General features: G+C 70.5%; 26 protein-coding genes and 2 pseudogenes. 15 read left to right on the forward strand and 13 right to left on the reverse strand.

Annotation, left to right across the window (positions count from 1 at the left end; all coding sequences use genetic code 11):
- Positions 1 to 111: 111 nt before the first annotated feature.
- Positions 112 to 576 carry a sigma-70 family RNA polymerase sigma factor family protein gene (locus C1I98_RS10135; protein ID WP_199536839.1) on the reverse strand — a complete coding sequence of 155 codons (465 nt, stop codon included), beginning with the start codon at positions 574 to 576 and terminating at the stop codon, positions 112 to 114.
- On the reverse strand, positions 573 to 1,553 hold the full coding sequence (locus C1I98_RS10140) for an RNA polymerase sigma-70 factor (RefSeq protein ID WP_233507654.1): 981 nt from the start codon (positions 1,551 to 1,553) through the stop codon (positions 573 to 575). The genes C1I98_RS10135 and C1I98_RS10140 overlap by 4 nt, the downstream gene beginning before the upstream one ends.
- Here C1I98_RS10140 and C1I98_RS42730 point away from each other — a divergent pair.
- Positions 1,548 to 1,823, forward strand: a complete 276-nt coding sequence (locus C1I98_RS42730) for a hypothetical protein (RefSeq protein ID WP_199536840.1) — start codon at positions 1,548 to 1,550, stop codon at positions 1,821 to 1,823. The two genes, C1I98_RS10140 and C1I98_RS42730, sit on opposite strands and share 6 nt — an antisense overlap.
- Before the next feature lie 255 nt (positions 1,824 to 2,078).
- Here the strand turns inward: C1I98_RS42730 and C1I98_RS45310 are convergent, their stop codons facing one another.
- The 5 genes and pseudogenes from C1I98_RS45310 to C1I98_RS10170 form a co-directional block, all read right to left on the reverse strand.
- The gene (locus C1I98_RS45310; RefSeq protein ID WP_306461851.1) at positions 2,079 to 2,534 is read right to left on the reverse strand and encodes a sigma factor-like helix-turn-helix DNA-binding protein; all 456 of its coding nucleotides are present in this window, start codon (positions 2,532 to 2,534) and stop codon (positions 2,079 to 2,081) included.
- A 52-nt stretch (positions 2,535 to 2,586) separates the two neighbouring features.
- Positions 2,587 to 2,799, reverse strand: a pseudogene (locus C1I98_RS45315) (sigma factor); the annotation flags it as partial.
- Complete coding sequence (locus tag C1I98_RS10160) at positions 2,796 to 3,185, reverse strand: YciI family protein (RefSeq protein WP_111166910.1); 390 nt, start codon at positions 3,183 to 3,185, stop codon at positions 2,796 to 2,798. The gene C1I98_RS10160 and the pseudogene C1I98_RS45315, both read right to left, overlap by 4 nt.
- Positions 3,182 to 3,607 carry a hypothetical protein gene (locus C1I98_RS10165; protein WP_111166911.1) on the reverse strand — a complete coding sequence of 142 codons (426 nt, stop codon included), beginning with the start codon at positions 3,605 to 3,607 and terminating at the stop codon, positions 3,182 to 3,184. Before C1I98_RS10165 ends, C1I98_RS10160 begins: the two co-directional genes overlap by 4 nt.
- 54 nt (positions 3,608 to 3,661) lie before the next feature.
- Entirely contained in the window at positions 3,662 to 4,927 is a 1,266-nt protein-coding gene (locus C1I98_RS10170) for a multidrug effflux MFS transporter (RefSeq protein WP_233507656.1), read from the reverse strand.
- Positions 4,928 to 4,973: 46 nt separating this feature from the next.
- Here C1I98_RS10170 and C1I98_RS10175 point away from each other — a divergent pair, with 46 nt between their 5' ends.
- The 3 genes from C1I98_RS10175 to C1I98_RS44955 all read left to right on the forward strand — a co-directional run bounded on the left by C1I98_RS10175 (position 4,974) and on the right by C1I98_RS44955 (position 6,293).
- Positions 4,974 to 5,420 (forward strand): MarR family winged helix-turn-helix transcriptional regulator, encoded by a 447-nt coding sequence (locus C1I98_RS10175; RefSeq protein WP_111166912.1) that lies wholly within the window; start codon positions 4,974 to 4,976, stop codon positions 5,418 to 5,420.
- Between the two features lie 42 nt (positions 5,421 to 5,462).
- Positions 5,463 to 6,032, forward strand: a complete 570-nt coding sequence (locus C1I98_RS10180; RefSeq protein WP_199536841.1) for an ArsR/SmtB family transcription factor — start codon at positions 5,463 to 5,465, stop codon at positions 6,030 to 6,032.
- Between the two features lie 126 nt (positions 6,033 to 6,158).
- Complete coding sequence (locus C1I98_RS44955; protein ID WP_267898032.1) at positions 6,159 to 6,293, forward strand: hypothetical protein; 135 nt, start codon at positions 6,159 to 6,161, stop codon at positions 6,291 to 6,293.
- A 7-nt stretch (positions 6,294 to 6,300) separates the two neighbouring features.
- On the opposite strand, the gene C1I98_RS10185 is transcribed toward C1I98_RS44955, so the two are convergent.
- A complete protein-coding gene (locus C1I98_RS10185) occupies positions 6,301 to 6,822 on the reverse strand; it encodes a MarR family winged helix-turn-helix transcriptional regulator (protein WP_111166914.1) in 522 nt (173 codons plus the stop codon).
- A gap of 174 nt (positions 6,823 to 6,996) precedes the next feature.
- Between C1I98_RS10185 and C1I98_RS45590 the strand changes: the two are divergent.
- From C1I98_RS45590 to C1I98_RS10200, 4 genes and pseudogenes are all read left to right on the forward strand, one after another.
- Positions 6,997 to 7,554 (forward strand): annotated as a pseudogene (locus tag C1I98_RS45590) (MFS transporter); the annotation flags it as partial.
- A 163-nt stretch (positions 7,555 to 7,717) separates the two neighbouring features.
- Entirely contained in the window at positions 7,718 to 8,368 is a 651-nt protein-coding gene (locus tag C1I98_RS44965; protein ID WP_267898034.1) for an MFS transporter, read from the forward strand.
- Between the two features lie 656 nt (positions 8,369 to 9,024).
- The gene (locus C1I98_RS10195) at positions 9,025 to 10,197 is read left to right on the forward strand and encodes a chymotrypsin family serine protease (protein ID WP_111166915.1); all 1,173 of its coding nucleotides are present in this window, start codon (positions 9,025 to 9,027) and stop codon (positions 10,195 to 10,197) included.
- Between the two features lie 149 nt (positions 10,198 to 10,346).
- On the forward strand, positions 10,347 to 11,510 hold the full coding sequence (locus C1I98_RS10200; protein ID WP_111166916.1) for a chymotrypsin family serine protease: 1,164 nt from the start codon (positions 10,347 to 10,349) through the stop codon (positions 11,508 to 11,510).
- A gap of 57 nt (positions 11,511 to 11,567) precedes the next feature.
- On the opposite strand, the gene C1I98_RS10205 is transcribed toward C1I98_RS10200, so the two are convergent.
- Positions 11,568 to 14,708 (reverse strand): S8 family serine peptidase, encoded by a 3,141-nt coding sequence (locus C1I98_RS10205; RefSeq protein ID WP_158557980.1) that lies wholly within the window; start codon positions 14,706 to 14,708, stop codon positions 11,568 to 11,570.
- Positions 14,709 to 15,415: 707 nt separating this feature from the next.
- Here C1I98_RS10205 and C1I98_RS10210 point away from each other — a divergent pair.
- A complete protein-coding gene (locus C1I98_RS10210; RefSeq protein WP_111166918.1) occupies positions 15,416 to 16,258 on the forward strand; it encodes an aldo/keto reductase in 843 nt (280 codons plus the stop codon).
- Between the two features lie 226 nt (positions 16,259 to 16,484).
- Positions 16,485 to 17,852 carry a Dyp-type peroxidase gene (locus C1I98_RS10215; protein WP_111166919.1) on the forward strand — a complete coding sequence of 456 codons (1,368 nt, stop codon included), beginning with the start codon at positions 16,485 to 16,487 and terminating at the stop codon, positions 17,850 to 17,852.
- A gap of 37 nt (positions 17,853 to 17,889) precedes the next feature.
- On the opposite strand, the gene C1I98_RS10220 is transcribed toward C1I98_RS10215, so the two are convergent.
- On the reverse strand, positions 17,890 to 19,224 hold the full coding sequence (locus tag C1I98_RS10220; protein WP_111166920.1) for an aminotransferase-like domain-containing protein: 1,335 nt from the start codon (positions 19,222 to 19,224) through the stop codon (positions 17,890 to 17,892).
- A gap of 101 nt (positions 19,225 to 19,325) precedes the next feature.
- Here C1I98_RS10220 and C1I98_RS10225 point away from each other — a divergent pair, with 101 nt between their 5' ends.
- Positions 19,326 to 20,093, forward strand: a complete 768-nt coding sequence (locus C1I98_RS10225; protein ID WP_111166921.1) for an enoyl-CoA hydratase-related protein — start codon at positions 19,326 to 19,328, stop codon at positions 20,091 to 20,093.
- A gap of 239 nt (positions 20,094 to 20,332) precedes the next feature.
- Here C1I98_RS10225 and C1I98_RS10235 read toward each other — a convergent pair whose 3' ends face one another.
- Positions 20,333 to 21,307, reverse strand: a complete 975-nt coding sequence (locus C1I98_RS10235) for a helix-turn-helix transcriptional regulator (protein WP_111166922.1) — start codon at positions 21,305 to 21,307, stop codon at positions 20,333 to 20,335.
- Between the two features lie 79 nt (positions 21,308 to 21,386).
- Between C1I98_RS10235 and C1I98_RS10240 the strand changes: the two genes are divergently transcribed.
- A complete protein-coding gene (locus tag C1I98_RS10240) occupies positions 21,387 to 22,121 on the forward strand; it encodes an alpha/beta fold hydrolase (RefSeq protein WP_111166923.1) in 735 nt (244 codons plus the stop codon).
- Between the two features lie 25 nt (positions 22,122 to 22,146).
- Positions 22,147 to 23,250 carry a winged helix DNA-binding domain-containing protein gene (locus tag C1I98_RS10245; protein ID WP_111166924.1) on the forward strand — a complete coding sequence of 368 codons (1,104 nt, stop codon included), beginning with the start codon at positions 22,147 to 22,149 and terminating at the stop codon, positions 23,248 to 23,250.
- A 14-nt stretch (positions 23,251 to 23,264) separates the two neighbouring features.
- On the opposite strand, the gene C1I98_RS10250 is transcribed toward C1I98_RS10245, so the two are convergent.
- The gene (locus C1I98_RS10250) at positions 23,265 to 23,951 is read right to left on the reverse strand and encodes an MOSC domain-containing protein (protein ID WP_111166925.1); all 687 of its coding nucleotides are present in this window, start codon (positions 23,949 to 23,951) and stop codon (positions 23,265 to 23,267) included.
- A 42-nt stretch (positions 23,952 to 23,993) separates the two neighbouring features.
- Positions 23,994 to 24,662 (reverse strand): type 1 glutamine amidotransferase, encoded by a 669-nt coding sequence (locus tag C1I98_RS10255; protein ID WP_111166926.1) that lies wholly within the window; start codon positions 24,660 to 24,662, stop codon positions 23,994 to 23,996.
- Between the two features lie 84 nt (positions 24,663 to 24,746).
- Here C1I98_RS10255 and C1I98_RS10260 point away from each other — a divergent pair, with 84 nt between their 5' ends.
- Both C1I98_RS10260 and C1I98_RS10265 read left to right on the forward strand, forming a co-directional pair.
- Positions 24,747 to 25,325 (forward strand): protoglobin domain-containing protein, encoded by a 579-nt coding sequence (locus C1I98_RS10260; RefSeq protein WP_111166927.1) that lies wholly within the window; start codon positions 24,747 to 24,749, stop codon positions 25,323 to 25,325.
- A gap of 299 nt (positions 25,326 to 25,624) precedes the next feature.
- The coding region (locus C1I98_RS10265) for a GNAT family N-acetyltransferase (protein WP_199536843.1) at positions 25,625 to 26,119 on the forward strand (495 nt) is incomplete at its 3' end.

A 26,119-nucleotide genomic window follows, 5' to 3' on the forward strand; every position in this document is an offset into this window, starting at 1 on the left:
GGCCATGGCGGGCAGGGCACGCCCTGTGGGCGCGGCGGCGCGGGCAGTACCGTGCCGATCCGGGGCGGCGTCATCCACCAGGGACGCGGGTGCGGGTGAACGGCAGGCCGCTCACCCCCGATGCCAGTGCCGCAACTTGTCCGGGTTCAGCACGATCCACACCGCAGTGACCTCGGTACCGGCGACACTCACCGCGACCACCGCCACCGCCCTGCCCGCCTGGCGCAGTACCAGGCCCGCTCGTCCGTTGACCGGTCCGACGGACAGTTCGGTGCCGGCCTGGCCGGCCAGCAGCTCTGTCACGAAGCGGGCGACCGCGTCGGCCCCGTGCGTGGGGCGGACGGCGGTGCGCACCCGGCCGCCGCCGTCGCTGACGACCATCGCGTTCGCGGCGAGGACCGCCCGCAGCGCCGCCGCGTCGCCCGCCTCGCTGGCCGCGGCGAACCGGCGTACCACCCGTTGGACCACCCGGTCGGCCATCGCCGCCGAGTCGACCATCCAGCGCGCTATCTCCAGCAGGTGCCGCCGTTCGTCGAGCATCTCCCGGAGCGACCCGGCCCCGCGCTCGGTGGTCATGCCCCGCCGCCGGGGGAGCCCGCCCGGGACCGGGAGCGCTCGAACCCCCGGAGTTTGGCCGGGGCGACGATCCACAGCACCTGGTGGATGCCCTCGGGTGAGCCCTCGATGGTGACAAGTGTGGAATCGGTGCGGTTGCGCGGGACGAGGACGGCGGCCCGCCCGTTCATCTCGACCCAGGTGAACCGGGCGCCGGGCCAGTACCGTGGCGCGAAGGCGGCCAGGAACCTGCTCACCCGCGCGACGCCCGCCAGCGGGAACCGCGCCGCCCCCGGGGCGCCGTCGCCGTCGGTGGTGCTGACGACGTCGGCGGCGAACAGGTCTTCCAGGGCGGCGATGTCGCCGGTCTGGGCGGCGGTCAGGAAGGTCCTGAGCAGCCGGCGGTGTTCGCCCCTGTCGATGGGCTCGCGCCGGGCGGCGGTCAGCCGTTTGCGGGCCCGGCTCACCAGTTGGCGGGCGTTGGCCGGGGTGAGCTGGAGGATGTCCGCGATCTGCGCGTAGGGGTAGACGAAGGCTTCGCGCAGCACGTACGCGGCCCGCTCGGTCGGTGTGAGCCGTTCGAGCAGGAGCAGGAAGGCCAGTTCGAGCGCTTCGCCGCGTTCGGCGCCGACCGTCGGGTCGAGGCTGGTGTCGATCGGTTCGGGCAGCCAGGGCCCGATGTAGGACTCCCGGCGGGCGCGGGCGGACGTCGCGACGTTGATGGCCAGCCGCGTGGTGACCGTCGCCAGGAAGGCGGCGGGGTTGGCGATGGCCGCGCGGTCGGTGTTCTGCCAGCGCAGCCACGCCTCCTGGAGGACGTCCTCCGCCTCGGCCACGCTGCCGAGCACCCGGTAGGCGATGCCGAAAAGGCGCGGGCGCAACTCGACGTAGACGGCCGCCGCGTGTTCCAGCGCATCCGCTTCTCGCCCTGCGTCCCGCAGTGGTTCCGCCCGCATCGTGGTCACCCGCGCCTTCGCCGCGTCCGCCTCATCGTGCACAGCCGGGATCGATCATCCCCGCTCCGCCGGGCGCGGCGCACGGCGGTCCTTGCGCCGGGCGAGTTCTTCGTCGTCCACCAGGGTGAGCATCGGCTTGCCGGGCTCGCCGCCTCGCGGGCCACCATGGCCACCATGGCCACCATCGGCATGGAGTACGTCCGCACCTTCCACCTCGACTTCGACGACCCGCTCCCCGGCACCGACCTCGGCGAGGTCGAGTACGCGATCACCCGGGAGCAGTGGCTCGCCGCCCGCCCCGCCGGCGCCTGACTCAGGCCGGGTCCGCGACGTCCAGCCGGGCGGCGCGGCTTCGCAGGTAGCGGCGTTCGGGCAGGCTGGTCGTGAGCCGGGCCCCGGTACGGTACTCCTCGGCGGCGGCCGCCCGCGCGCCGGCGCGTTCGAGAAGGTGCCCGCGTACGGCGTGGACCCGGTGGTGGCCCGCCATCCGCCGGTCGCCGGCCACCGTCTCCAGCAGGGCCAGCCCGGCCTCGGGGCCGCTCAGCATCGCCACCGCCACCGCGCGGTTCAGCGTGACCACCGGGTTGTCGGCGAGCCGGTCGAGCACCTGGTACAGCGCGACGATCTGCGCCCAGTCGGTGTCCTCGAACCGCGCCGCCTCCGCGTGTACGGCTCCCCCGCCGTGGCCGTGTAGCCCTCGTTGTAGATCAGGTACACGACGTGCAGCACCACGTCGAGGCGGCGCGCGCGTTCGTCGTCGCCGGGCATCCGGAAGCGCCCGCCCGCTTCCAGGACGCGTTTCTCGGCCCGGCTGATCCGCTGCGCCAGGGTCGCCTCGGGGAGCAGCAGCGCGCGGGCGATCTCGGCGGTGGTCAGGCCGCCGACCGCGCGCAGGGTGAGCGCGACCTGCGCGGGCGGGTTCAGCGCGGGGTGGCAGCACAGGAACAGCAGCAGCAGGGTGTCGTCCTGGTCGCCGGGCGGGCGGGGTTCGTCCGCCGCCGGGGCCAGCAGGTCGCCGGGCAGCGCGCGGAACGCCTCCTGCTGCTCCCGCCGCCTGCGGGCCTGTTCTGCGTAGCAGGTCGGTCAGGCGGCGGGTGGCCACGGTGGTCAGCCAGCCGGGCGGATTGTCCGGTACGCCCTGCTCCGGCCACTGGGCCGCGGCGGCGAGCTGCGCCTCCTGGACCGCCTCCTCGGCCAGGTCGAAGTGCCCGTAGCGGCGGGTGAGCGCGGCGAGGACCCGCGGCGCGAGTTCGCGCAGCAGGTCCTCGATCGGCCGGGGCAGGGTCACATCTCCCGGCCGGAGTCGTCCGTGATCGGGCGGAGTTCCACCCGGCTCCGCACGATCGCGGCGAACCGCGCGGCCAGCTCGGCGGCCCGGTCGTGCGAGGCCACGTCGATGATCCCGAAACCGGCCAGCACCTCCTTGGCCTCGGCGAGCGGCCCGTCGGAGGCGACCGGCCGTCCGTCGCGGATCTCCACCGTCATGGTGTGGGAGGGGTCGGCCAGCCCGAACCCGGTGACCATCTCGCCGGAGGCGGCGAGGTCGGCGTAGAAGTCGGACATGGCGCTGAAGTGCGCGGCGACCTCCTCCTGCGACCAGGTCGCCTCCGTGCCGCCGAGGCCGAGCGTGTTCCACGCCGACGCGTCGCCGAAGGTCATGATCATGTACTTCATCGGGCCGGCTCCTCCACGCGCGTCATGTCCGACTCGTAGCCTCCACCCGGCCACTGCCAGGCGCCGGTGTTGCGGCGGCGACCGGCGTCGAACGTGCCGACGAACTTCGCCGGCGAGCCGACGCCGCCGTACCAGATCGTCAAGGTATCGCCGGTGAATTCGTGAATGTACTCCAGAATCTCGCCTTTCGCCCCGAAGAAGTGCGAGCGCAGTTCGCCGCTTTCGGCGTGCAGGCCGATGTACTCGACCCCGCGGGTGATCTCGCCGTCGCTGTCCAGCTCGACGTGCTGCACCAGGAAGCCGCCGCCGTCCATCCACTCGTAGCGGGCGGTGCCGGACAGGCCGGGCCCGTCGATGATCCAGGTGCCGACCAGGGGCTCCAGGGTGTGCAGGGCGTTCGCGGTGGTGATCGCGGTGCTCATGGTGCTGCCCTTCGGGGGGTGTTCTTCGCGCCTTCACCCCCTCTGTCGGAGACCTCAGGACCCTCTCGACACCTTCTCGACGACTTCATCGGAATCTTCTTCGCGGCCGATGGGAGGCAGGCCCCGGCCCAGCAGGCGGGCGGCGAGGCCGAGGACGGCGGTCAGCACCAGCGTGACGCCCATCGGCAGCCCGGTGTCCTCGCCCGCGATGCCCACCAGCGGGGACACGATCGCGCCGGACGCGAACTGGAGCGCCCCGATGCCCGCGGCGGCGGTGCCCGCGGCCCACGGCACCCGGCCGATGGCCAGCGCCGTGCCGTTGCCCATGATGAAGGTCGTGCAGGAGACCAGCACGAACAGCACCGGCAGCACGGCCGCCGCGGGCAGGCCCAGGATGAGCAGCGCCAGAAGTACGACCGACAGCGCGCAGACGACGCACTGCCCGGCGGTGAGCAGCGTCTCGGCGCGCAGCCGGCCGACCAGGCGGGAGCTGATCAGGCCCGCGACGATCATTCCGAAGGAGGTCACCGCGAAGGCGATCGTGTAGGCCGTGGTGGACAGCCCGAGCACGTTCTGCAGGACGAACGGCGAGGCGGAGATGTACCCCATCATGCCCGCGAAGCCGAGCGCCAGGGCGAGGGTGTAGCCGAGGTAGCCCCGGTCGGTGAACAGCCGCCGGATGGTGCGGCCGGTCGCCGCCATGCCGCCGGTGTGCCGGCGTTCCGGCGGCAGCGACTCGGGCACCGCGAGCAGCGCGCCGATCAGCATGGCCACGCTGATGCCGGTGAGCGCCCAGAAGGCGCTGCGCCACCCGAGCGGCACCAGCAGGCCGCCGACCAGCGGGGCGACGACCGGGGCGACCCCGCCGATGCTGCCCAGCAGGGAGAAGATCTTGGCGGCGGCCGTGCCGCCGGTGCGGTCGGCGACGATCGCGCGGGCGATGACCAGGCCGGCCGAACCGGCGAAGCCCTGGACGAAGCGCGCCGCGATGAGCACCCACACGTTCGGCGCGAGGGCGCAGGCCAGTCCGGCGAGGGCGGCGACGACGGCCGCGACCAGCAGCGGCCCGCGCCGGCCGAACCGGTCCGACAGCGGGCCGATCACCAGTTGCCCGGTGGCCAGGCCGATCAGGCAGGTGGTCAGCGTGAGCTGTACGGCCGAGGCGCTGGTATCGAGGTCGGCGGCCATCCTGGTGAACGCGGGCAGATAGATGTCGATCGCGAACGGCGCCATCGTGGACAACAGCGCCAGGACGACCAGGAGGACGCCCGACACACCGGGGGACGTCGCGGAACGCGGCACGTGAGTGGACTCCCTCACCCGATAATTATGCGGGCATAAGTAAACTTATGGTAGCAACGAGGGTGTGGAGCGAAATTCCGACCTGCTGATACTCGGGTCGGCGCTGCGCGACCTCACCCGCGACCTCATGCGCACGGGGCGGCGCGTCGCGGGCGTCGCGCCGCTGCCGGAGACCGAGGTCGACATCATCAAACTGGTCGTCCACCGGCCGGGCATGAGCCCGGGCCGGCTCGCCGCCGAGCTGCGGATCAAGCCGAGCAACATCAGCGCGGCACTGCGCCGGCTGGCCGCCGCGGGCCTGGTCATGCGCGAGACCGACCCGGCGGACCGGCGGGCCACCCGCGTACTGCCCACCGCTCAGGCGATCCGCAACGTCCATGGCGTGGAACGTGCCCGGGCCGCCCTCCTGGACCAGGCCCTCGCCGCCCTGCCCGCCGCCGACCGCGCCGCCGTCCTGGCCGCGATCCCCTCCTTGCAGGCCCTCCAGGCCGCCGTCCGCGAACTCGCGTAGCAAGAATTGCATGACTAGTCGTGCATGACTTACCGTGTCGTTGTGGACGAGATCGCCGATCCGGCGGCACTGAAGGCGCTGGCCAATCCGTTGCGGCAGCGGATTCTGCGCTGCCTGGAGCGGGGCGAGGCCACGTCCACGAGCCTGGCCAAGGAGCTGGGGGTGACCACCGGGGGCACCAGCTACAACCTGCGCGTCCTGGCCGACAACGGGTTCGTCGAGGAGGTGCCGGGGCGCGCGTCGGGGCGTGAGCGCTGGTGGCGGGCCACCAGGCGGGATCTGCGGTTCCCGCGCTACAGCGAACAGGACACCGAGAGCCGGGAGGCGCTCGACTGGCTGAACCGGCTGTGGTCGTCGGAGTACGCCGAGGCGCACGAGCGGTTCCAGCGGGCTCGCGACCGGCTCGGCGACTGGCGTGACGCCGAGCCCTACTCCCGGGGCACCATCAGGGTCACCCTGGCCCAGCTCGAACGGTTCTTCCTGGAATACCTCGATCTGCTCAACAAGTACGCCGCTCCCGGCGACGAGGGCGACGAGGGCGAGGAGGTGTCCGACGCGCGGGAGGTGATGACGTGCTTCGTCGCCTTCCCCGACGTGCCGGAGGACACCTAGCCCGGAAAAGGGACGGAACAACGACTGTGGCCGCCGAGCGGCAACTCGGCGGCCACGGGATGTGCATCACCACGCCTTTCGGCGTGCTCTCACAAGACGCGTCTCCCAGCGAAAGGGTAAGCAGCCATGTTGCGCACGGACAACTTCGCACCGGCGGTCGAGGCGCCGCCCGGCGCCGGATGGCACAGGTGGGCGGTCCTGCTCGCCGGCGCGGCGGCGGCGGCCTTCGGGGTGCGCGAATTGCGGCACGCGACCCGCTGAGCGGGGGCTACCGGCCGCCCCCCTTGCCGTTGGCCGCGGTGCGGATCGCGGCCTCGTAGGGGTTGGTCTCCCACCCGGCGGCCAGGTGGTGGACGACGATCGTGCGGAGCAGTTCGCGGAAGCGGTCCTGGTCGGCGGCGGCCAGCGGCTCCAGCGTCTCCGACTCGGCGCCCGTCACCGCGGACTGCGCCTCCGCGAAGCGGGCCCGCCCCTCGGGGGTGGGGCAGATCAGGTTGTTGCGCCGGTCGCCGGGATCGGTCATCCGCTCCACCATGCCCGCCGTCACCAGCGCGTCCACCAGGTAGACCATGCTCGTGCGGTCGATGTTGAGCTGCCTGCCCAGTTCGGCCTGGTTGCGGGCGCTGCCGTGGGTGGCGGCGCAGAGCACCTGATAGCCCCGCAGCCCGTGCGGAATGCCGGACATGGCCCGCTCCAGCGCGGCGATGTGGGCGCGGAAGCACTGGGCGATCAGCCACTCCAGATTGTCGCCCAGACCGCTCGGCAACGGGTCGGGCTCGGGCTGTGTCATGACCCGAGGTTAGCGCCTCGTCGATCAGGCTGTTAATCCGTCCCGCTGTTAGTCAGTCCTACTGACGGTCAGTTGGAGAGATGGGATGTGGTCATGACACTGTCGTCACAGGGGTCTGGGGTATCGGGCAGGTCGCGCTGGCTCGCGCTCGTCGTGATCTGCCCGGCGATGCTCATGCTGGCGCTCGACGGGACGATCGTGGTCGTCGCGCTGCCCGCGATCCAGGCCGACCTGGGCTTCACCACACCGAACCTGGCCTGGGTGGTGAACGCCCATCTGGTGCCGTTCGGCGGCCTGCTGCTGATCTCCGGACGGCTCGGCGACCTGGTCGGCAAGTGCCGGATGTTCGTCATCGGGCTGTGCGTGTTCACGGTCGCGTCGCTGCTGTGCGGGCTCGCCGTGAACCAGGCCATGCTGATCGCCTTCCGGGCCGTACAGGGCGCGGGCGCGGCGCCGGCCTCGTCGGTCGTGCTCAGCATGATCGTGACGCTGTTCCCGGAGCAGCGCGAACAGGGCCGGGCCCTCGGGGTGTTCAGCTTCGTGCAGGGCGCGGGCGCCTCGATCGGCATGCTGGCCGGGGGCGTGCTCACCCAGGGGCTGAGCTGGAACTGGACCCTGCTGGTCAACGTCCTCATCGGGATCATGGTGGTGGCGGCGACGTTCATGGTCGTCGAGCGTGACCGCGGCCAGGGCCTGCGGGCCGGCGTCGATGTCCTGGGCGCGGTCCTGGTCATCGCGGGGGCGATGCTGCTGGTCTATGTGATCGTCGACACCGGCCCGGCGGCCGGGCGCCGGTCGCTGTTCCTGCTCGCGGCCGTCCTGCTGGCCGGGTTCGTACTCCGGCAGGCGAAGGCCGCCACCCCGCTGCTGCCGCTGGGCCTTCCGCGTCCGGCCGGTGGCGGCGGGCAACGTCGTCATGGTGCTGACGGTGGCCGGGATGATGGGTTTTCAGTTCCTCACCGCGCTGTACCTCCAGCAGGTCCTCGGGCTGGACGCGCTGATGACCGGTTTCGCCTTCGTGCCCACTCCCCTGTCGAACGCCGTCGTCACACTCTGGCTCGGCCCCCGGCTGATCACCCGGTTCGGCGCGCGCCCGGTGCTGGCCGCCGGGCTGGTGATCACCGCGCTGGGCCTGGCGCTGCCGGCGCGCGTGCCGGTGGACGGCGAGTACTTCGCCGACGTGTTCCCGGCGCTGCTGCTGGCGGGCATCGGCATGGGAGGCGCGGTACCGGCCCTGGTGGGGGTCGCCATGTCCGTCGGCACGCCCGAGCACACCGGCGTGGCCTCCGGCCTGCTGAACACCGTTCAGCAACTCGGCTCCGCGATCGGCACGGCGGCGCTCGCCACCCTCGCCGCCACCCAGACCGGCGCCCTGCTGGCGTCGGGCACGGGCCCGAAGGAGGCCGCCGCCGGCGGATTCCGTTTCGCCTATCTGGGCAGCACCGCCCTCCTGGTGGCGGCGGTGATCGCCGGACTGCTGCTCATGCCGGCCCGCCCGGTCGCGGCGAGAAGTCCGGAGAGCACAGATTCCCAGCGCACACCATAGTCACATTCCGCCGATTCGCCGCGCGCATTATAACGAAATGGACTCATTGCACGGTCGGCCGTAAATCATGATTCCGGGCCAACAAATGTTCGTTGCGCCGACAATGTGGACCGTTTTATCAATCGGTCCCAGCCCGTTTACCTGCGCATTCGCATGAGCGGCCGCACGCCGCGAAGCCGCCGCCGGAATGCGCAATCCCTGCACTGAAGCGCCATGTGACGAAGGTCATAACTCAATGTCTGACTCCGAGCCGATATCGGCCTGCGCCCACTCTTCGCGTCATCGCAAATTCCCTCGGTGACCGATCCTTACCATCGAGGTAAGGTTTGGGTTCCCTTACTGGAGTAGATCACTTCCCATTGTAGGGATATCCCTATGAATCGATTCAGAGGTACAGGGGGCCGATAAAGAAAGCCAGAAAGGCCGCCGCCCGAACTTGTTTGAAGATTTCGCCATGTCTATGTACTGTCTGATCCGGGACAGCAGCCATTAGGCCGAACGGTCATATCGGGGAGTGGTCATCTAGTAACCGTCGTTCGCCCTGCCTTTGCGTGCCCTTCATGGCACCGGTGTTTCACAGAGGCAGGGATCCGTTACACGGGTAATACGCCCATGTGAGAATCCGAAAGGACTACTCGGTGCGTAAGAGACTGTCTTTGACCTTAGTCGCGTTCGCCGCAGCCGCCGGGCTCACCCTGCCGGTGGCCGGTGCGACGGCCAGCCAGGCACAAACCCTCCAGGCCGGCGGTAACACGCCGGCGTCCGCCTATCAGATTTCGGGCCAGGCGAAGAGCGTCGTCGACCCCGAGGCCGTCCAGAAGGCCGCGAAGATCATTCGCGGCGCCGTGGAGGACGGCATCAACTCCGGTTACGGCAGCATTGTCGTGAGCGGCGACGGCGTTCACCTCTTCTGGAAGGGCCAGACGCCCCTCAGCCTGAACCCGTACCTCGCCTCGGCGCGGGACCACGCGCCGGTCGAGGTCTTGCCCGCCGACTACTCGGACGCCGAGCTGAGGAGCCAGGCCGAGGTCATCGCGCAGGACATCAAGAACGACCTCGAAGGCCCGGTCATCGGGGTGCGGTTCGCCCCGGACGCGAGTGGCCTCATCCTGCTCATCCGGGAGAACGCCAACCCGGGCAACCTCGGCATCCCGTCGGTGAACGTGGAATACACGACCGAGAAGAGCGCCGTGCCGGAGCTGACCTCGCGTCAGGCTGACACGCCCCCGTTCTCGGGCGGCCACGTCCTCAACAACACGGCCCCCGGGGCGCAGTACACCTGCACCAGCGGGTTCCCGGTGACCAAGAACGGCCAGACCTACCTGCTGACCGCCGGACACTGCGGCAACGTCGGCAACCAGTTCAGGAACGGCACCACCACGGTGGGCTCGGCGACCCAGGAGCACCAGTCGCACGACCTGCTGCTGATCCAGGCCCCCTCGGCCGGGAACATTTACGACGGTCCCCCCACGACCAACAACAAGCGGGCCGTCGCGGGCTGGGACTACGTCTACGTCGGTGAGTACGTGAAGTCCTCCGGCTCGGGCAGCGGCACCGTTCCCAACCTGCAGGTGACCGGCTACGTCTACACCCTGACGGTCCAGGACACCTTCGGTGTCCTCACCACCATCACCGACCAGATCGAGACCGTTCAGGTCAACGGTCTGCCCCCGGCGACCGGTGGCGACAGTGGCGCGCCCATCTTCGCCGACTACGGTGTGAAGGCGGCCGCCAAGGGCTCGGCTTCCGCGGTCAGCGGAACCCGGCTGTTCTTCGCGCCGTTCACCAACGCGATCGTCGACTTCGGCATCTCCCCGCTGGTGAACTGACCGTTCATCCGCGCACAACGCTGAAGAAAATCCACGCATAACACCATTCCAATGACCGGCTGATCCCAGTCACCCTCCCCGGCGGGTAGCCTCTCCGCTCGCCGGGGACCTTTCAATTCCCCCCACTCCTTTTCCGAAAGGAAACTCCGGTGCGCAACAGACTCACTTTCGCGGTCATCGCGCTGGCCGGTACCGCCGGACTCACCCTGTCCGCCACCGGCGCGATGGCGAGCCCGGCCCCGGCCCCCGAACCCGGCGCGCACACGATCACCTACCAGATTCCGCGGCCGGCCAAGAGCGCCGCGGACCGCCAGGGCGTGCTGAAGGCCGCCCGGATCATCCGCACCGCCGTGGAGAACGGCGCGAACAGCGGCTACGGCAACATCGTCGTGACCGACACCGCCCTGCACCTGTTCTGGAAGGGCACCCCGCCCGCCTCCCTCAATCCCGCACTGGCCGAGGCGCGCGAACACGCAACGGTCGAAATCCGACCCGCCGCCTACTCGCGGGCCGAGTTGGAGAGCCAGGTCGAGATCATCAGCCGGCACATCGAGGCGAACATGAACGGGCCGGTCATCGGGGTGGGGGTCGTCCCCGACTCCAGCGGCCTGATCGTGCTCATCCGCAAGGACGCCGACCGGAACAACCTGGGCCTACCGCCGGTGAACGTGCCGTACACGCTCGAGGAGCGCGACGTTCCCACCCTGACCTCGGGCCCGGCGATCGGGCCGCCTTTCCACGCCGGAGAGGCCATCACCAACTTTGACGGGATCCAGCCCAGGACGTGTACCAGCGGATTTCCGGTCACCAAGAACAACCAGACCTACCTGCTGACCGCCGGGCACTGCGCCGAGGTGGGCGATGAGTTCCAGCAGAACGGCCAGGTGGTCGGCACCGTGTCCGAGAAGAACGCCGGACACGACCTGCTGCTGATCGACGCGGCCGCGGAGGCGTACATCCATCCCGACCTGCCCGTCGGCGACTGGAGCTACGCCTACTTCGGTGATGTGGTCACCACCCGTGGCGCCATGAGCGGCCAGATCTCCAACCTCCAAGTCACGGGCAACATCTACACCGCCGTGATCCCGAACTCCCGCGGCGAGGCCACCACGGTCCACAACCTGATGGAGGCCGCCCCGCTCAACGGCCAGCCGCCCGTCACCCATGGTGACAGCGGGGCTCCCATCTACACGCCGACCGGGAGCAAGGCGACCGCGGTGGGCTCGGTCAGCGCCGTCACCGGTACGAAGCTGCTGTTCCAGCCGGTGTCCACCGCCATCACCGATTTCGGTGTCAGCGTGCTGACGCAGTGACCTCCCGCGGATGAACGGTCCCCGCCCCGGCGATATCCGGGGCGGGGACACTCGTTCTCAGTCCTTGAGCCCGTACGCGCGGATGACCGTCTGGGTCAAGTGCAGATCGTTGTACCCGATCGCCGTCAGGCGGAGGGACGCGAAGTCCCCCTTGCCGACCGGCTTGATAACGGCCGAGAAGTCCGACCTGATGCCCCGGACGGGCACCTGCTGCCAGGTCGCGCCGTCGTCGTACGACACTTCCAGGTTGAGGCGCTTGATCCAGTAGGGGGCATTGCACATGATGCAGTCGATGGTGATGCCGGCCGAAGTGCTCACCGTGCGCTTGGCCCGGTTGAGTTCGTCCAGGCCGACCGGGGTGATTCGCGCGGACAGCCGGGGGATGGGTGTGGCCGTCCAGGTGCTCGACGACGGGAACGTCCAGCTCGTTTCCACCCGCGTCCCGAGCTTGGAGAACAGCACGTTACGCGTGCTGACCTCCTTCACGGTGTAGACCCCTGGCTCCTCAGGCAGTGTCGCCTCAAGCCCGCACGCGAGACCGCCCCTCGGTGACACGCACTTGACGTGTTCGAGGACCTTGCCGCCGGAGGAGAGCGTCGCCTCGCCCTGGGTCGACATGTCCATGCCGATCCGGTAGCGCTCGGAGTCGGAATACTGCCTGCCGCCGGTGAATCTTAACTCGTTACCGGTCCTGACCAGGCCGTAGTCGTACCTGTACGCTTCGCCTGGCCCATAGACGGCACGGTTCCAGACCTCGGTGATGGACTTGTCGATGACGTACTGGCCCAGGCTCGTCATGCTGTGTCCCGTCCCGGGGCTCAGCGTGGTGTCCCAGGTGAGCCCGGGTATGATCGTCCGGTAGTTGATCACCTTGCCCGGGAACCGCGCCGGTGACTCGAAGGAGTACGAGCCCGAGGGCCTGGCCACGACGCCGCCCCCGGTCGCCACGCCCGCTCCCCGGGTCACCATGGTGATCTTCGCCAGGTCCTTGACGGCGAAGTCGTAGATCGGGCGGTCGGGCAGGCCGCCCTGGTGTTCCTTGAGCAGGTCATATCGGACGTCCTCGTCCGCGGTTCTCTTGAACCAGGCGTTGTGGAACCGGTAGCTCGCCCCTTCCATGCGTACGGGGATGACGAATATGCCCGCGTCCGGCCCGATCCGATCGTGCCGCGTCAACCTGAACTCCCGGCCCGCGCCCACGTGGCTGATGGACTCGACCGCCACCGGTTGCTGCATGGCGTCGGGATCGTCCAAGGTCACGGTGACCTTCTCACCCTGCCGTCCGTCCATGACCACCTCACGGTGATCGGCGTCCACCCGGATCGACCTGTGGACGAGAATGCTCTCGTAGTTCTTCACGGCCTCGGACCCGATGGTCCCCTGCACCGTCCAGTCTCCGGCGGGCAGCCGGACGCTGCCGGTCCCCTGGTAGAGGGGCACGCTCTCCAGCCAGTTCCGCTCCAGGTCGTACACCAGGGCGACGGACGCGTCGGATGGATCACCGTCCCTGTCGATCGCCTTGAAGGTGACGTCGTACGATTCGGGCTCGACGTACGTCCCGGCGAGGGTCCGCAGCAGCATGTCCTGGCCGGCCGACGCGACGAGGACGCCAGGGTACTCGCCGGGTTCGACCTTCTCGCGGTTCATGGCCAGCTTCACCGACGCCGTCCCGTGCGCGGGCACCTTCACCCGGTGGGTGGACAGCTTCAGCAGCCCGCTGGGCAGGTCGAGGCCGGGCTGCGCGCTCTCCACGCGCAGGTCGAGGAAGAGCGTCTTGTCGCTCGAATTCGTGTAGGTGACCGTCTTCTCCGTCAGGGCGTCCTCGCCGTACGGCAGGGTCGCCCACAGGTTGCCGGGGGTGGCCGTCAACGGCGTCGCCGTCGCCTTGTCCACGTCCATGCGCCCGCCGCCCTGCTCGTAGGCGCCGAACTCCGGGTGGTAGGCGGCGGTCCCGATCAGGGCGCCCTTCAGTTGCTCCGCCGTCCAGTCCGGATGTGCCTCGGCGAGCAGCGCCGCCGCGCCCGCGGCGTGCGCCGCGGCCATCGACGTGCCGTTCTGCGCGATGTAGGGGCCGTCCTGGCCCCACCCGGTGACCGTGCCCGCGGTGATCGCCACCCCGGGCGCGGTGATGTCCGGCTTCACGGCGTGGTCGCCGGTACGCGGCCCCCGGCCGGAGAAGTCGGCGACCATGTCGCTCTTGTTCACCGCGCCGACGGTGAGCGCGGCGTCCGCAGTGCCAGGCCGGCTGAGCGTGGCCTTGCCCGGACCGCCGTTGCCCGCGGCGACGACGAACAGCGTCCCGTACAGCTCGGTGAGGGTGTTGACCGCCTCCTCAAGGGGGTCGGGCTCCTGGCTGTCGAGGGACGTGCCGATGGAAAGCAGGGCCACCTTGGCCTTGGCATCGCCGGCCGCCCATTCCATCCCCTTGAGGATGGCCGAGTCGCGGTACTCGACCGAGCCGCTGGACACCTTCCCGATGGCCAGTTCGGCCCCGGGGGCCACTCCTCGGTACTTGTCGCCGTCCACGCCCTTCCCGGACCCGGCGACGATCGAGGCCAGGGCGGTGCCGTGCCCCATCATGTCCCAGAGATTGGGGTCCAAGGAGAAGTTCGCCGAATCGGTGACGGCGTCCGCGATGCCCGGATGCTGGTAGTCGTAGCCGCTGTCGAGCACGGCCACCTTGACGCCCTTGCCGGTCAGGCCCCGCTTCCAGGCGGCGGGTGCGCCGATCTGCTTGGTGCTCTGGTGGAGCAGCGGCTCGCGTTTGCCGTCCAGCCAGATCTTGCTGACGCCCCCGGCCAGCGAGCGGGCGGACGCGCCCGCCGTCAGCTCCTTCCACGCCTGCCCCGCGCCGTTCTTGGTGACCTCCAGCGCGGAAAGGTCGAGCGCGTCGCTGTGCCAGCCGCCCTTGGCCGCCTTCGCGGCGAGCCTCGGCGCGGCGGGGGACCGGACGATCAGCGGTACCTGGGCGCTGTGCGCGTCGTCGTAGTCCCACGCCACGAGCTGGGTGACGTCGAACAACCGCTTGTCCACAAGTCCGCGCCCGACGAGCGGCAGCGCGTCGTCCGGGAAAACGCTCAGGTGACCGTCGAATTCGCGGACGGTGAATCGCACTTTGTCCCGGCCCGGGCCGGGCTCGATCTCGTAGCTGGAACCGGATTCACGCTGCGCGTACAGCTTGACCCGGTCGCCGGTCACCAGCGTGACCAAAGCGGGGCGCGGCGCGGATTTCTGCGCCCCGGCTTTCGGGGCGGCGGGCGGCTGAACGGGTGCCCGGGTGGAATCGCCGGGTGCGCGATTGGTGGCGTTCGGTGTCGGGGCCGCGTTCGCCGAGCCCGGCGGTAAGCCGAGTCCGGCCGCGGTGACCAGGGCAATTGTCGCGGTGATCGTTTTCCGTATCATCGGCGCGCTCCGAGGTCGCGCGTCGGGCAAGGAATCGGCGGCTTGAACACGCTCGCTGCCGAGACCTGGTTCTGTGGGGGGTGCGACACAGGTCCTCCTGTCGGCTCATCGTCGCCTAATTCATAAGGCGACCTTCCACTCCTAGCACAAATCACCTCAATCGTCATGACCATGCGGCCGGATCTCCATACCGGGATATGTCAAGGAAGCACGGCATGGCCGCCCACCACTGCTTTTTACAACTGTAAAATCACGGAGAGCATCATTATTCGGGGCGCATCGTGTCATGGCCGCCGCCAATTCCGGCGATACGCGAGACCCGATACGGGCACAGGCCGCTCTCCATGCCGGCAAGGAGCCCCGAGCGCACTGCTCGCAGAGCCGGGGCGCGGCCGATTCCGCGTGTTGGGTGTGCCCGATTCCATGCGAGCGCGCCGACGGACCGTGCATGATCAGGTCAGCACGCATACCGAAGAGACGCACCCGTGAAGAATGGACCTGACATGACACCGCGCACGATCACCATCGGGGACGGCCTGGAGATCAACCGGCTGGGCTTCGGCGCGATGCACCTGACCGGCCCGCACTCCTGGGGGCCGCCCGCCGATGAGGAGGCGGCGCTGGCGCTGGCCAGGCGGGCGGTCGAGCTGGGCGTGAACCACATCGACACCGCCGACTCCTACGGGCCGGGCACCAGCGAGGAGATGCTGGCCCGCGCGCTGCACCCGTACCCGGATGGGCTGCTGATCGGCACCAAGGCGGGGCAGTCCCGGCCCTCGTCGCGGGAGTGGCTGCCGCTCGGGCGGCCGGAGTACCTGCGCCAGCAGGTCGAACTCAGCCTGCGGCGGCTGCGCCTGCCGGTCATCGACCTGTTCTGGCTGCACCGCATCGACCCGCAGGTGCCGGCCGCCGACCAGTTCGGGGTGCTGGCGCGGCTGCGGGCCGAGGGGAAGGTCCGCCATGTCGGGCTGTCGCAGGTGTCGGTGGCGGAGATCGAGGCGGCGCGCGAGACGGTCGAGATCGTCGGCGTCCAGAACCGCTACAACGTGCGCGCGCGCACGGACGAGGACGTCGTGGACTACTGCACGCGCGAAGGTCTGATGTTCGTGCCCTGGGAGCCGGTCGCCTCCGGCGCGCACGCCGCCCGCACCGGCCCGCTCGCGGAGGTCGCGGCCGAGGTCGGCGCGACGCCGGTGCAGGTGTCGCTGGCCTGGCTGCTGCATCGTTCGCCGATCATGTGCCCGATCCCGGGCACCTCGTCCATCGCGCACCTGGAGGAGAACATGGGCGCGGCCGAGGTACGGCTGAGCGACGAGCAGTTCGACCGGCTGGCCAGGCTCGGCTGACCGCCGGTCACGGCGAACCCCTCGGCGGCGGCCCCGTGCATGGTCGCCGCCGCGGTGCGCGGCCCGATCCGCACCATTATACCGGCAAAAGAAAAAAGCGGGATTTCCCGAATTGCGGAAACAAATCCGCTCCCCCGGGAGTCCTAACAAGTGGGGAATGCGTAGGGGGCCCGGTTACACCCAGTGGGTGAAATCGCACGCATCAACACAGGGGGAAGGAGACGGCATGCCCGTCGACCTGAAAAACGATCAACCCTTGGCCTGGGATTCGGCCACGCTCGACGCGGATACCAAGGCGATGCTCGACAATCTGCAGGCGAACATCCTGCGCGCCCATGTGCGCGAGCACCTATCCGTGCTGTTCGTGCGGTTCAACAACGCCAGGGAAGGCCGGCGGTATCTCCGCGGGCTGGCCAGGAAGGTGAAGTCGGCGCGTAAGCACCTCGCCGAAGTGCGCGACTTCAACCTTAACGGCAGGCGCGGCACTCCTTACGTGGGGGTCGGCATTAGCAAGGCCGGATACCGGGATCTCGGTCATTCGGAAGTAGAGGTCGGAAAGTTCACCGACGTGGTCTTCCGCGACGGAATGAAGCGGCGGGTGGCCGTCATCAACGACCCGCCCGCCGACCAATGGGAGAACGCCTATCAGCAGGACATCCACGCCGTGATCCTGATCGGCGACGCCCGGCCCGAGCCGGTCGCGCGGCTCCGCAGGCAGATCATCGGCGAGCTGCCCAGATCGGCCCGGGTGCTCGGCGAGGAGACCGGCCGGGGCATGCACAACGCCACCGGTGAGGGCATCGAGCACTTCGGCTACGTGGACGGCCGCAGCCAGCCGCTGTTCGTCAAGGACGAGGTGGACAAGGAACCGAAGGAGCACTGGAACCCGGCGCTCCCGCTGGAGAACATCCTGGCCCAAGACCCGCTCGCGCCCAACCCGGCCGCCCACCACGGCAGCTACCTGGTGTTCCGCAAGCTGGAGCAGGACGTCCGCGCGTTCCACCAGATCGAACGCGACCTCGCCGACGAGCTCGGCCTGGTCGGCGCGGACCGCGACCGGGCGGGCGCGATGCTGTTCGGCCGCTTCCGCGACGGCACGCCGCTGACCGACAAGCCGCTGCCCGCGGGCGGGCCGGTGAGCAACGATTTCAACTTCGACGCCGATCCGGGGAGCAAGTGCCCGGTCAGCAGCCACATCCGCAAGAGCAACCCGCGGTCGTTCGGGCGGGAGGTGCTGATGGTCCGGCGCGGGCAGACCTACGGCGTGCGCATCGACGACCCGACCGACGACTCCCCGCCGGAGAACCGGCCGAGTTCGGGGGTCGGGCTGCTGTTCATGTCGTTCAACCACAGCCTGCTCGACCAGTTCGAGTTCACCCAGGACAAGTGGGCGAACGAGCCGGAGTTCCCGGCCCCGGGCACCGGCCATGATCCGGTGATCGGTCAGGGGGAGCGGGACATCAAGGTGACGTTCCCCAAGGTCTGGGGGCAGCCGGAGTTGTCGCCCTCGATCCCGCAGGTGGCGCAGACGATCACCATGAAGGGCGGCGAGTACTTCTTCATGCCGTCCCTCGCCTATCTGCGCAGCCTGTGAGCGGGCGCGTCACATAAGCCGCATCACATAAGGCGCATCACATGGGGACCTCGTCGAGGGTCCGTCGCAGGCGGCGCAGCGCGGGGCCGAGTTCGTCGCGCGGCGGTGTGCCAAGGGCCAGCCGTAGCGCGTGCGGCCGGTACGCGCCGGTGGCGAAGGCGTCGGCGGTCGAGACGAGGATGCCCGCCCCGGCCAGCGCGTCCGCGACGTGGTCGGGGCGCTGGTGCGGCTGGAGTTCCAGCCACACCAGGTAAGAGGCGGGGTGCGCGGTGACGCGCACCCCGGCCAGTACGTCCCGGGCGATCTCCTGGCGGGCGGCGGCGTCCTCGCGGCGGGCGCGTTCCAGGCGCTCGACCGTGCCGTCCGCCAGCCACCCGGTGACCAACGCGGTGATCAGCCCCGGCGCACCCCACGCCGCCGCGCGCAGCGCCCTGGTGACCGCCCCGGCGTACCGGGGCGGCACCACGGCGAAGCCGAACCGCAGCCCGGTCGCCACGTTCTTCGACAGCCCGGCCACGTAGCAGGTGCGCTCGGGGGCGAGGGCCTGTACCGGCGGCGGCGGGGCCGCCTCCAGGAACGCGTAGGTGCCGTCCTCGACGATCACGCAGTCGTGCGCGCGGGCCGTGCCGGCCAGGCGGGCGCGCTGCTCGTGATCGAGCACCCAGCCGAGCGGGTTGTGCACGGTCGGAATGGTGTAGATCAGGCGTATCCGCCGGGTACGGCAGAGCCGGTCGAGCGCGTCGAGGTCGGGGCCGGACGCGGTCACCGGTACCGGCGCGAGGTCCAGGCCGTGCGCGGCGGCCAGCAGTTTGATGCCGGGATAGCTGAGCGCGTCCACGGCCACGACGTCGCCCGGGCGGGTCAGCCCGCGCAGCACCGTGTCCAAGGCCTGCTGGGTGCCGCTGGTCAGCAGCACGGTGTCCGGTACGGTGTCGATCCCGCGGCCGAGCAGGTAGGTGGCCACGATCGCCCGGTCGGGGCCGCGCCCGCCCGGCGGGTGCTGGAGCAGCAGCGCCTCGGTGTCGCCCGAGGCGGCCAGCGCGCGCAGCGACCGCCGCAACAGGTCGCCCTGGCCGGGCGCGAGCGGCTGGTTGAACGACAGGTCGGCCACGCGCGGCACCGGCAGCGCGCGGGAGGGGTCCAGGCCGTCGTAGCCGGACAGCACCCGCACGAACGTGCCCCGCCCCGGCTCCCCCACGACCAGCCCGAGCGCGGCCAGCTCGGCGTACACCCGGGTGGCGGTGGCGAGCGCGATCCGCCGGCTGCGCGCCAGGGCGCGGTGCGGCGGCAACCGGGTGCCGCCGGGCAGCGCGCCGGACCTGATGGCCGCGGCGAACTCCTCGACGATGGCCTTGTACGACGGCGGGCGCATGCCCCCGACCCTACGTGTATCTAGGACGATGATTGGATCGTCCTGGATCGGTGCTCCTAGCCTGGACGCGTTCATGTCCCCGGCGAAACGGAGCACCCGGCATGAGCGTCCGGCGCGACCACCAAGGCGACCTGCTCACCCTCACCCTCGACCGGGCGGCCAAGCTCAACGCCCTGGACTACCCGATGATCGACGCGCTGCTCGCCGAACTCGACCGCGCCGAGGCCGACGACTCCGTGCGGGCGGTCATCCTGACCGGCGCGGGCGGCAGGGCGTTCAGCGCGGGGGCCGACATCCCGTCACTGGCCGCCAGCATCGCGGGCGGCCCGGAACGGGCGCTGCGTGAGATCGTCCGGCGCGGCCACGGGCTGACCCGGCGCGTCGAGGAGTTCCCCAAGCCGGTGATCGTCGCGGTCAACGGTTTGGCCTACGGCGGCGGCTGCGAGATCGTGGAGGCCGCCCCGCTGGCCGTCGCCGCCGAGCACGCGCGGTTCGCCAAGCCGGAGATCACACTCGGCTTCCCGCCGCCGTTCGGCGGGTCGCAGCGGCTGCCCCGGCACGTCGGGCGCAAGCGCGCGCTGGAGATGATCCTCACCGGCGACCCGATCCCGGCGGCGAGGGCGGCCGAGATCGGCCTGGTCAACGCCGTCGTACCGGCCGCCGACCTGCTCGGCGCGGCCCGCGCCCTGGCCGCCCGCGTGGTACGGCACGCGCCCACGGCGGTGACGGCCTGCCTGCGCGCGGTCACCCGCGGCCTCAACCTCCCCATCGACGAGGCCCTGGCGGTGGAGGCGGCCTCCTTCGCGGCCACCGTCCCCACCGAGGGGGTCCGGACCGGCCTGGACCGCTTCCTGCACCGGAACGGCTAACGGCCGGATGTGGTGTACCGGATGACGTGCCGGAGTCGCGTCGCGCCCTGAAGAATGGATCGGCTGTTCAGCCGGGCCGATGGTCACTCTTGGCCACCGAGATCGCCGGCGACTCGTGGACGGAGGAACGCCGGCCGCTCCCGGACCGGCCCGATGTTCCCCCGGATGTGTGGATCTCCTTCACCACCGCCTGACCGGTATCCAGCAGGAGCGTGCCACTGTCGCGGCGAATCCGGGATTTACCGCGACACGGCCTCCGGTTGTGGTTCGGCGGCCGCGGTGAGCCGACTCGCCAGGTCCTTGAGGGCCTGGCGCAGTTCATCGGGGCTGTGGATGGTGAAGGGCCATTCCAGGGAGGCGAGGAGGTGGGCCATGCCGTCCAGGCGTTCCGCCCGGGCGCGCATCAGGACACCGTTGGGCTGGGCGGTGAGGGTGGCGATGCTGTTCGGTAGCCGTCGCGCGATCTCACCGAGTGGGCCGTCGATGAGGATCTCCACCTGCCAGCGGTAGGGGGCCTGCGCCAGGGCGGCGGTGAGGTGGGTGACCGGGTCGAAGCCGGCCGGGGCGGTGAAGGTGGCGTCGCGGGGGGTGATGGAGGCGATCCGGTCGATGCGGAACGTGCGCACGCCGTCGCGCAGGTGGTCGTGGCCGATGACGTACCAGCGCCCGCCATGGAAGACGATGCCGTACGGGTCGAGGTCGCGTTCGCTGTGTTCCTGACGCCAGGACCGGTAGCGCAGGGCGACGCTTCGCTGGGACCGTGAGGCCTGGGCCAGGGCCAGCAGGACGCCGGTTTCCGGAGTCTGAGCGTTCACCGTGTTGGCGGTGAACGACAGGGTGTCGCGCATGGCGGCGAGCGGTTCCCGCAGGGCCTGCGGCAGTACTCGCTCGATCTTGGCCAGGGCGCCGGCGCCGGCCGGTGCGGTGCTGCTCATGCCCAGCCGTTCTCCGGCGAGCAGCCCCAGGACGACCGCGAGGGCCTCGTCATTCGTGAGCACCAGGGGCGGCATCCGGTAGCCGCGGGCCAGCCGGTAGCCGCCGTAGCGGCCGCGGTCGGACTCCACTGGAATGCCGAGTTCCCGCAGGTGTGCCATGTATCGGCGCACGGTGCGGACGTCGGTGCCCAGGCGGTCGGCGAGCTGGGTGCCGGTGACTTCCGCGTGCGTCTGGAGGAGTTCGAGCAGGGCGAGCACGCGCGTCAGGGGATGAGACATGGATCACTCGCAATAACAGGGCGGAAACTGTCCTGTATTAACTCTACGCTCGCGTTACCACCTCGAAGGGGAGAATCACGTGGCTACTTTCGTACTCGTTCCCGGTGCCTGGCTGGGTGCCTGGGCCTGGGAGGGCACCACCCGTGCGCTGCGGGAGCGCGGCCACACCGTGCTGCCGGTGACGCTGACGGGCCTCGGCGAACGCGCCGGCCAGGCGACCGCGGAAACGAACCTGGACACCCACATCGACGACATCGTCTCGGCCGTCGACCAGCACGGCCTGCACGATGTCACCCTGGTGGCGCACAGCTACGCAGCCGCTCCCGCCACCGGGGCCGCCGGGCGCCTGGGATCGCGGCTGGAGCGTCTGGTCTACCTGGACAGCGCCCCGTTCGCCGAGGGCATGGGCATGCTGGACCTCATGCCGCCGGAGGCGGCGGAGCAGTTGAGCGAGCAGGTCGCCGACCAGGGGGAGGGGTGGCGGCTGCCGGTGCCGTCCTTCGAGGTTCTCGGCTCGCTCGGCAGCCTGGAGGGGCTCGGCGAGGAGCAGCGCGACCTCATGCGCGCGAAGGCCGTGCCCCAGCCGTTCGGCACCTACGAGCAGCGGCTCACCGGCCTGACCGAGCCGGGGTCCGGAGTGGACCGCGTGCTGATCGCCTGCAACGACTTCCGGGCGCTGCTGGATGCCGGGGTGCCGATGCCGGCGTTCCTGAACCAGCCGCCGTGGCGGCGATTCGACCTGCCCACCGGGCATTGGCCGATGCTGTCCACGCCCGGCGAGCTCGCCGACGTCCTTCACGCGACCGTCTCCTGACGCTGCCGGGGGGGCGGCACATCCGATGCTGACGCAGGAACTCATCCGCAGAATGCGGGCCCACGCGCAAGCCCTGGCCAACGGGGTCCGGGAGACCTCCGCCGAGGCCGTCGTGCGGCGGGTCTTCGCCATCCAGGCGCAGGACGCCACGGCGGCTGACCTGGGCATCCGAGTACGGGGGCGGGACATCAGCGCGGAGGACGTCCGGGCGGCCTACGAGGATGAGCGGAGCATCGTCCGCGGCTGGTTCATGCGCGGAACCCTGCACACCGTCCCCAGCGCGGACGCTCGCCGGCTGCTGCGGCTGCTCGCTCCCCGCATCCTCGCCGCGACCGGCAGCCGCTATCACCGGCTCGGCCTGGACGGCGGAACGCGTGAGCGCGCCGACCGGCTTCTCCGACGTGTTCTTGCCACGCACGGACCGCTCACCCGGGCCGAACTGACGGAGCACCTGGCCGCCGTCGGCGTCCGGCCGGAGGGGCAGGCGCCGTTCCATCTGATTCGCCACGCGACACTCACCGGAGTTCTCTGTCACGGCCCTCGACGCGGTGATGAGGCGACGTATGTCCTGCTCGATGACTGGCTGCCGGCCGTCGCGGGGGACCCGGCGTGGGGCTCGGCTGGGGGCTCGGCGTGGGAGGAGGACACCGCCGCCGCCGAACTCGCCCGCCACTACCTTCGCGCCCACGCGCCCGCCGGGGTGAACGACTTCGCCGCCTGGTCGGGCCTGCCGATCACCCTGGCCCGCAGAGCCTGGAAGACGGTGGCGCGGACCGGCTCGATCACCGAGTACGGCACGCTGAGCGTACCGGCCGGACGGAAAGCGGAACCTCCGGGCATTCCGGCCACCCCGGATGTGCGGCTGCTGCCTGCCTACGACAACTACCTCGTCGGCTACCGCACCAGTGAGTCGTCCATTCCCGCCGCTCACCTCGGCCGGAGCCGGCCGGGTGGCGGCGTCATCCGCCCCACGGTCCTCGCGGACGGCCTGGCCATCGCCACGTGGACCCGCCGCGACGCCGGACGCCGTGTTGAGGTGGACGCGTTCGAGCCCCTGTCGTCGCAGGTTCAGGCCCTGATCGATACGGAAGCCTCGGCTGTCACCCGCTTCCTACAGTCCACCACCTGACCGCCCCGATTCGATCAGGCGCCCTCCAGGCGGGCGGAGTCGTCGTCGTAGTGGTCGGTGAGGCGGGCGGTGAGGGTGTCCACCCAGTGGCCGGGCAGGTGGTCGCGGGCGGTGAGCAGGCGGCGGACCCCGTCGAGGTCGCGCCGGTCGACGTTCATCACCCGGTTCACTTCGGCGGTGGTCAGACCGTGGGCGGGGGCGTCCAGCAGGTGGAAGGACTGCCCGGCGGCCACCTGTCCCGGGCTGAGCACGCGCAGGTAGAAGCCGGTACGGGACATCGCTTGCAGGGTGGTGGGCAGTCGTTCGGCGTTCGGCATCTCGGGGTGGCGGGCGGCGAGTTTGTAGCACGGCCGCCGGGGCTGGCTGACCTGGACGATCGCGGTGCCGACGCGGTACGTCGCGCCGATGATCACCTCGGAGTCGACCATCCCCTCCGTGGTGAAGTTCTCCCCGAAGCCCGCCGGGCCGAACCGCCCGCCGAAGGCCGCCTCCACATGCGGGTAGTGCTCGCTGGGGTAGACGCACACGGCCTTGTTCGGCCCGCCGTGGTGGCGCAGGTCGCCCTGTTCGTCGCCGTCGAGCCCGTCCACGCTGAGCTTCACCGGCCCCCGTACGGGGGATTTGACGAAGCCCGACGGCACGGGCCGGCCCTTCCACTGGAGGGAGCCGACCCGGCCGACGTAAATCGCGAGCACCTTCATCACACGAACACCTTCATCACACGCGCACTTTCCTGAGCGCCTTCACGACAGCAGCCGGTCCAGCAGCCGGCCGAGGAGCGCGCGCCCGGTCGACTCGACGACATCGGCCTCCGTGGGGTCGAGCTTCACGCCCTCCGGCAGGTGCGGCGTGACGGCGTCGCGCAGGCCGCCGTCGAGTTCCACGTGGAACTGCAGGCCGTACGCCCGCTCCCCGGCCCGGAACGCCTGGTTGGCGTAGTCCGCGGACTGGGCCAGCCGTACCGTGCCGGGCGGCGCGGTGAACGTGTCGCCGTGCCAGTGGAACACCGGCAGCAGCCGTCCCGCCGGGCCGAACACCGGGTCGCGAAACCCGTCCTCGGTCAGCGAGACCGTGCCGAGGCCGATCTCCGGGGCCGGTCCCCGGAAGATCTCCGCGCCCAGCGCGGCGGCCATGAGCTGCGCGCCCAGGCAGACGCCGAGCACCGGCATCCCGCGCTTGACCGCCTCGGCGAGCAGCGCCCGCTCGGTCGCGAGATGCGGGTGTTCGGCGTCGTCGAGCGCGCCCATCGGGCCGCCCATCACCACGAGGCCGTCGATCTCGTCCACAGAGGGAAGCGCGTCGCCGAGGTACGGCTTGCGCGTTTCGAGTAAGACGCCGCGTTCCGCCGCGACGGTCGCGATGCTTCCCGGCCCCTCGAAGTCGATGTGCTGCACCACTAGCCAGTTCGTCATGCGTGCCCTCCTTGACCCTGCCGTGCCGTGTGGTCCATGATGCCAACTATAAACATAGGAGTCCTAACTACATGAGGAGGATCGGTGACGGTCATCGAGGGGTACACCTATGGCAGCGCCGCGAGTTCCCCGGTCACGCTTGACGACCTGAAGGACCTGCGGGCGAGCGTGCTGTTCGGCCCGGAGGACGAAGCGGCGCTGCGCCTGGCGGGCGATGTGCTGGAGAGCCAGGTCGAAGACGTCCTGGACGTCTGGTACGGCTTCGTCGGCGCCAACCCGCACCTGCTGGCCTCCTTCTCCACCCCGGAGGGGCAGCCGGTGGACCAGTACCTCGCCCGCGTACGGGCCCGCTTCGGCCAGTGGATTCTGGACACCTGCCGCCGGCCGTACGACCAGAGCTGGCTCGACTACCAGCACGAGATCGGCCTGCGCCACACGACCGCGAAGAAGAACCACACCGACTCGGCCAACGCCCCGTCCTACGTGGCGCTGCGCCACGTCATCGGGCTGATCTACCCGATCACGGCCACCATCCGGCCTTTCCTGGAGCGCAAGGGGCACTCCGCCGAGCAGGTGGAGGCGATGTTCCAGGCGTGGTTCAAGTCCGTGGTGCTCCAGGTCGCGCTGTGGGCCCGCGCCTACGGCGACGGCAAGGAGTGGTGACGGCGGTCCATCCGGCCGCCTGACCACTGCCGATTTCGCGGTATACGGCCATGTGCCGATGCCGGCGATCATCGGTAGACGACAGACGGCCGCGCTCCGGGTGGAAGCCGAGGGCCGGAGCGCGGTCATCCGTCTGACCGCCGACAATGAGGCATCGATCTTTTTATGCCCCGAAGGCGGACATGTCAGAGCAACACCCGCTACTTCGTTACCTCCTGAATGCCGCCGACGGCCGTTTCCCCGCAGCGGACGGCCGGGCCACCGTGCTTCCGGCGTTACCAGGTGGGCTGGAGTGTTCGGTGGCTTTCACCGGGCACGCCGTGATCGCCACCGCGCTGCCGTACCGGGACATCGAGCCCCAGCGGCCCGACGGATACGGTGCCTGCCTGGCTCCCGGTTTCCTGCGTCGTCTGGCCGGGCCGGGGGGCTGGGTCGGCGTCATCGACGTCACGCTCGTCGCCCGTGGCACGGGCGGAGTTCCGCGCCTGCCCGAGCGCACCGACGCCGACCGGCATCCACGCGTACGGTTCGCCCGCGAGACCCGCGGGGCCGTACGCGTCCACGGCGACGACCGCGGCCTGGTCACCCTCGCCCACGGCCTGGCCGGCCGCCTCGAACTCGGCATCGAGGCCGCCCACCCCGGCCGGGGCACCGGCGCCGCCCTCCTGCGCGACGCGCTCACCCTCATACCGGCGGGCCACCCGATCTTCGCCGCCGTCGCCCCCGGCAACGCCCGCTCCCTGCGCACCTTCCTGGCCACCGGCTTCACCCCGATCGGCAGCGAGGTCCTGCTC

This window comes from Spongiactinospora gelatinilytica, assembly GCF_003236385.1.
Classification (GTDB): domain Bacteria; phylum Actinomycetota; class Actinomycetes; order Streptosporangiales; family Streptosporangiaceae; genus Spongiactinospora; species Spongiactinospora gelatinilytica.

Bases quoted from the DNA above. Each gene is read 5' to 3' on its own strand.
- C1I98_RS10250 (WP_111166925.1), bottom strand. From the start codon at position 23,951: ATGAAGGTGCTCGCGATTTACGTCGGCCGGGTCGGCTCCCTCCAGTGG.
- C1I98_RS10215 (WP_111166919.1), top strand. From the start codon at position 16,485: ATGCCCGTCGACCTGAAAAACGATCAACCCTTGGCCTGGGATTCGGCC.
- C1I98_RS10210 (WP_111166918.1), top strand. From the start codon at position 15,416: ATGACACCGCGCACGATCACCATCGGGGACGGCCTGGAGATCAACCGG.
- C1I98_RS10225 (WP_111166921.1), top strand. From the start codon at position 19,326: ATGAGCGTCCGGCGCGACCACCAAGGCGACCTGCTCACCCTCACCCTC.
- C1I98_RS10220 (WP_111166920.1), bottom strand. From the start codon at position 19,224: ATGCGCCCGCCGTCGTACAAGGCCATCGTCGAGGAGTTCGCCGCGGCC.
- C1I98_RS10135 (WP_199536839.1), bottom strand. From the start codon at position 576: ATGACCACCGAGCGCGGGGCCGGGTCGCTCCGGGAGATGCTCGACGAA.
- C1I98_RS10185 (WP_111166914.1), bottom strand. From the start codon at position 6,822: ATGACACAGCCCGAGCCCGACCCGTTGCCGAGCGGTCTGGGCGACAAT.
- C1I98_RS10160 (WP_111166910.1), bottom strand. From the start codon at position 3,185: ATGAAGTACATGATCATGACCTTCGGCGACGCGTCGGCGTGGAACACG.
- C1I98_RS10255 (WP_111166926.1), bottom strand. From the start codon at position 24,662: ATGACGAACTGGCTAGTGGTGCAGCACATCGACTTCGAGGGGCCGGGA.
- C1I98_RS10165 (WP_111166911.1), bottom strand. From the start codon at position 3,607: ATGAGCACCGCGATCACCACCGCGAACGCCCTGCACACCCTGGAGCCC.
- C1I98_RS44955 (WP_267898032.1), top strand. From the start codon at position 6,159: ATGTTGCGCACGGACAACTTCGCACCGGCGGTCGAGGCGCCGCCCGGC.
- C1I98_RS10235 (WP_111166922.1), bottom strand. From the start codon at position 21,307: ATGTCTCATCCCCTGACGCGCGTGCTCGCCCTGCTCGAACTCCTCCAG.
- C1I98_RS10245 (WP_111166924.1), top strand. From the start codon at position 22,147: ATGCTGACGCAGGAACTCATCCGCAGAATGCGGGCCCACGCGCAAGCC.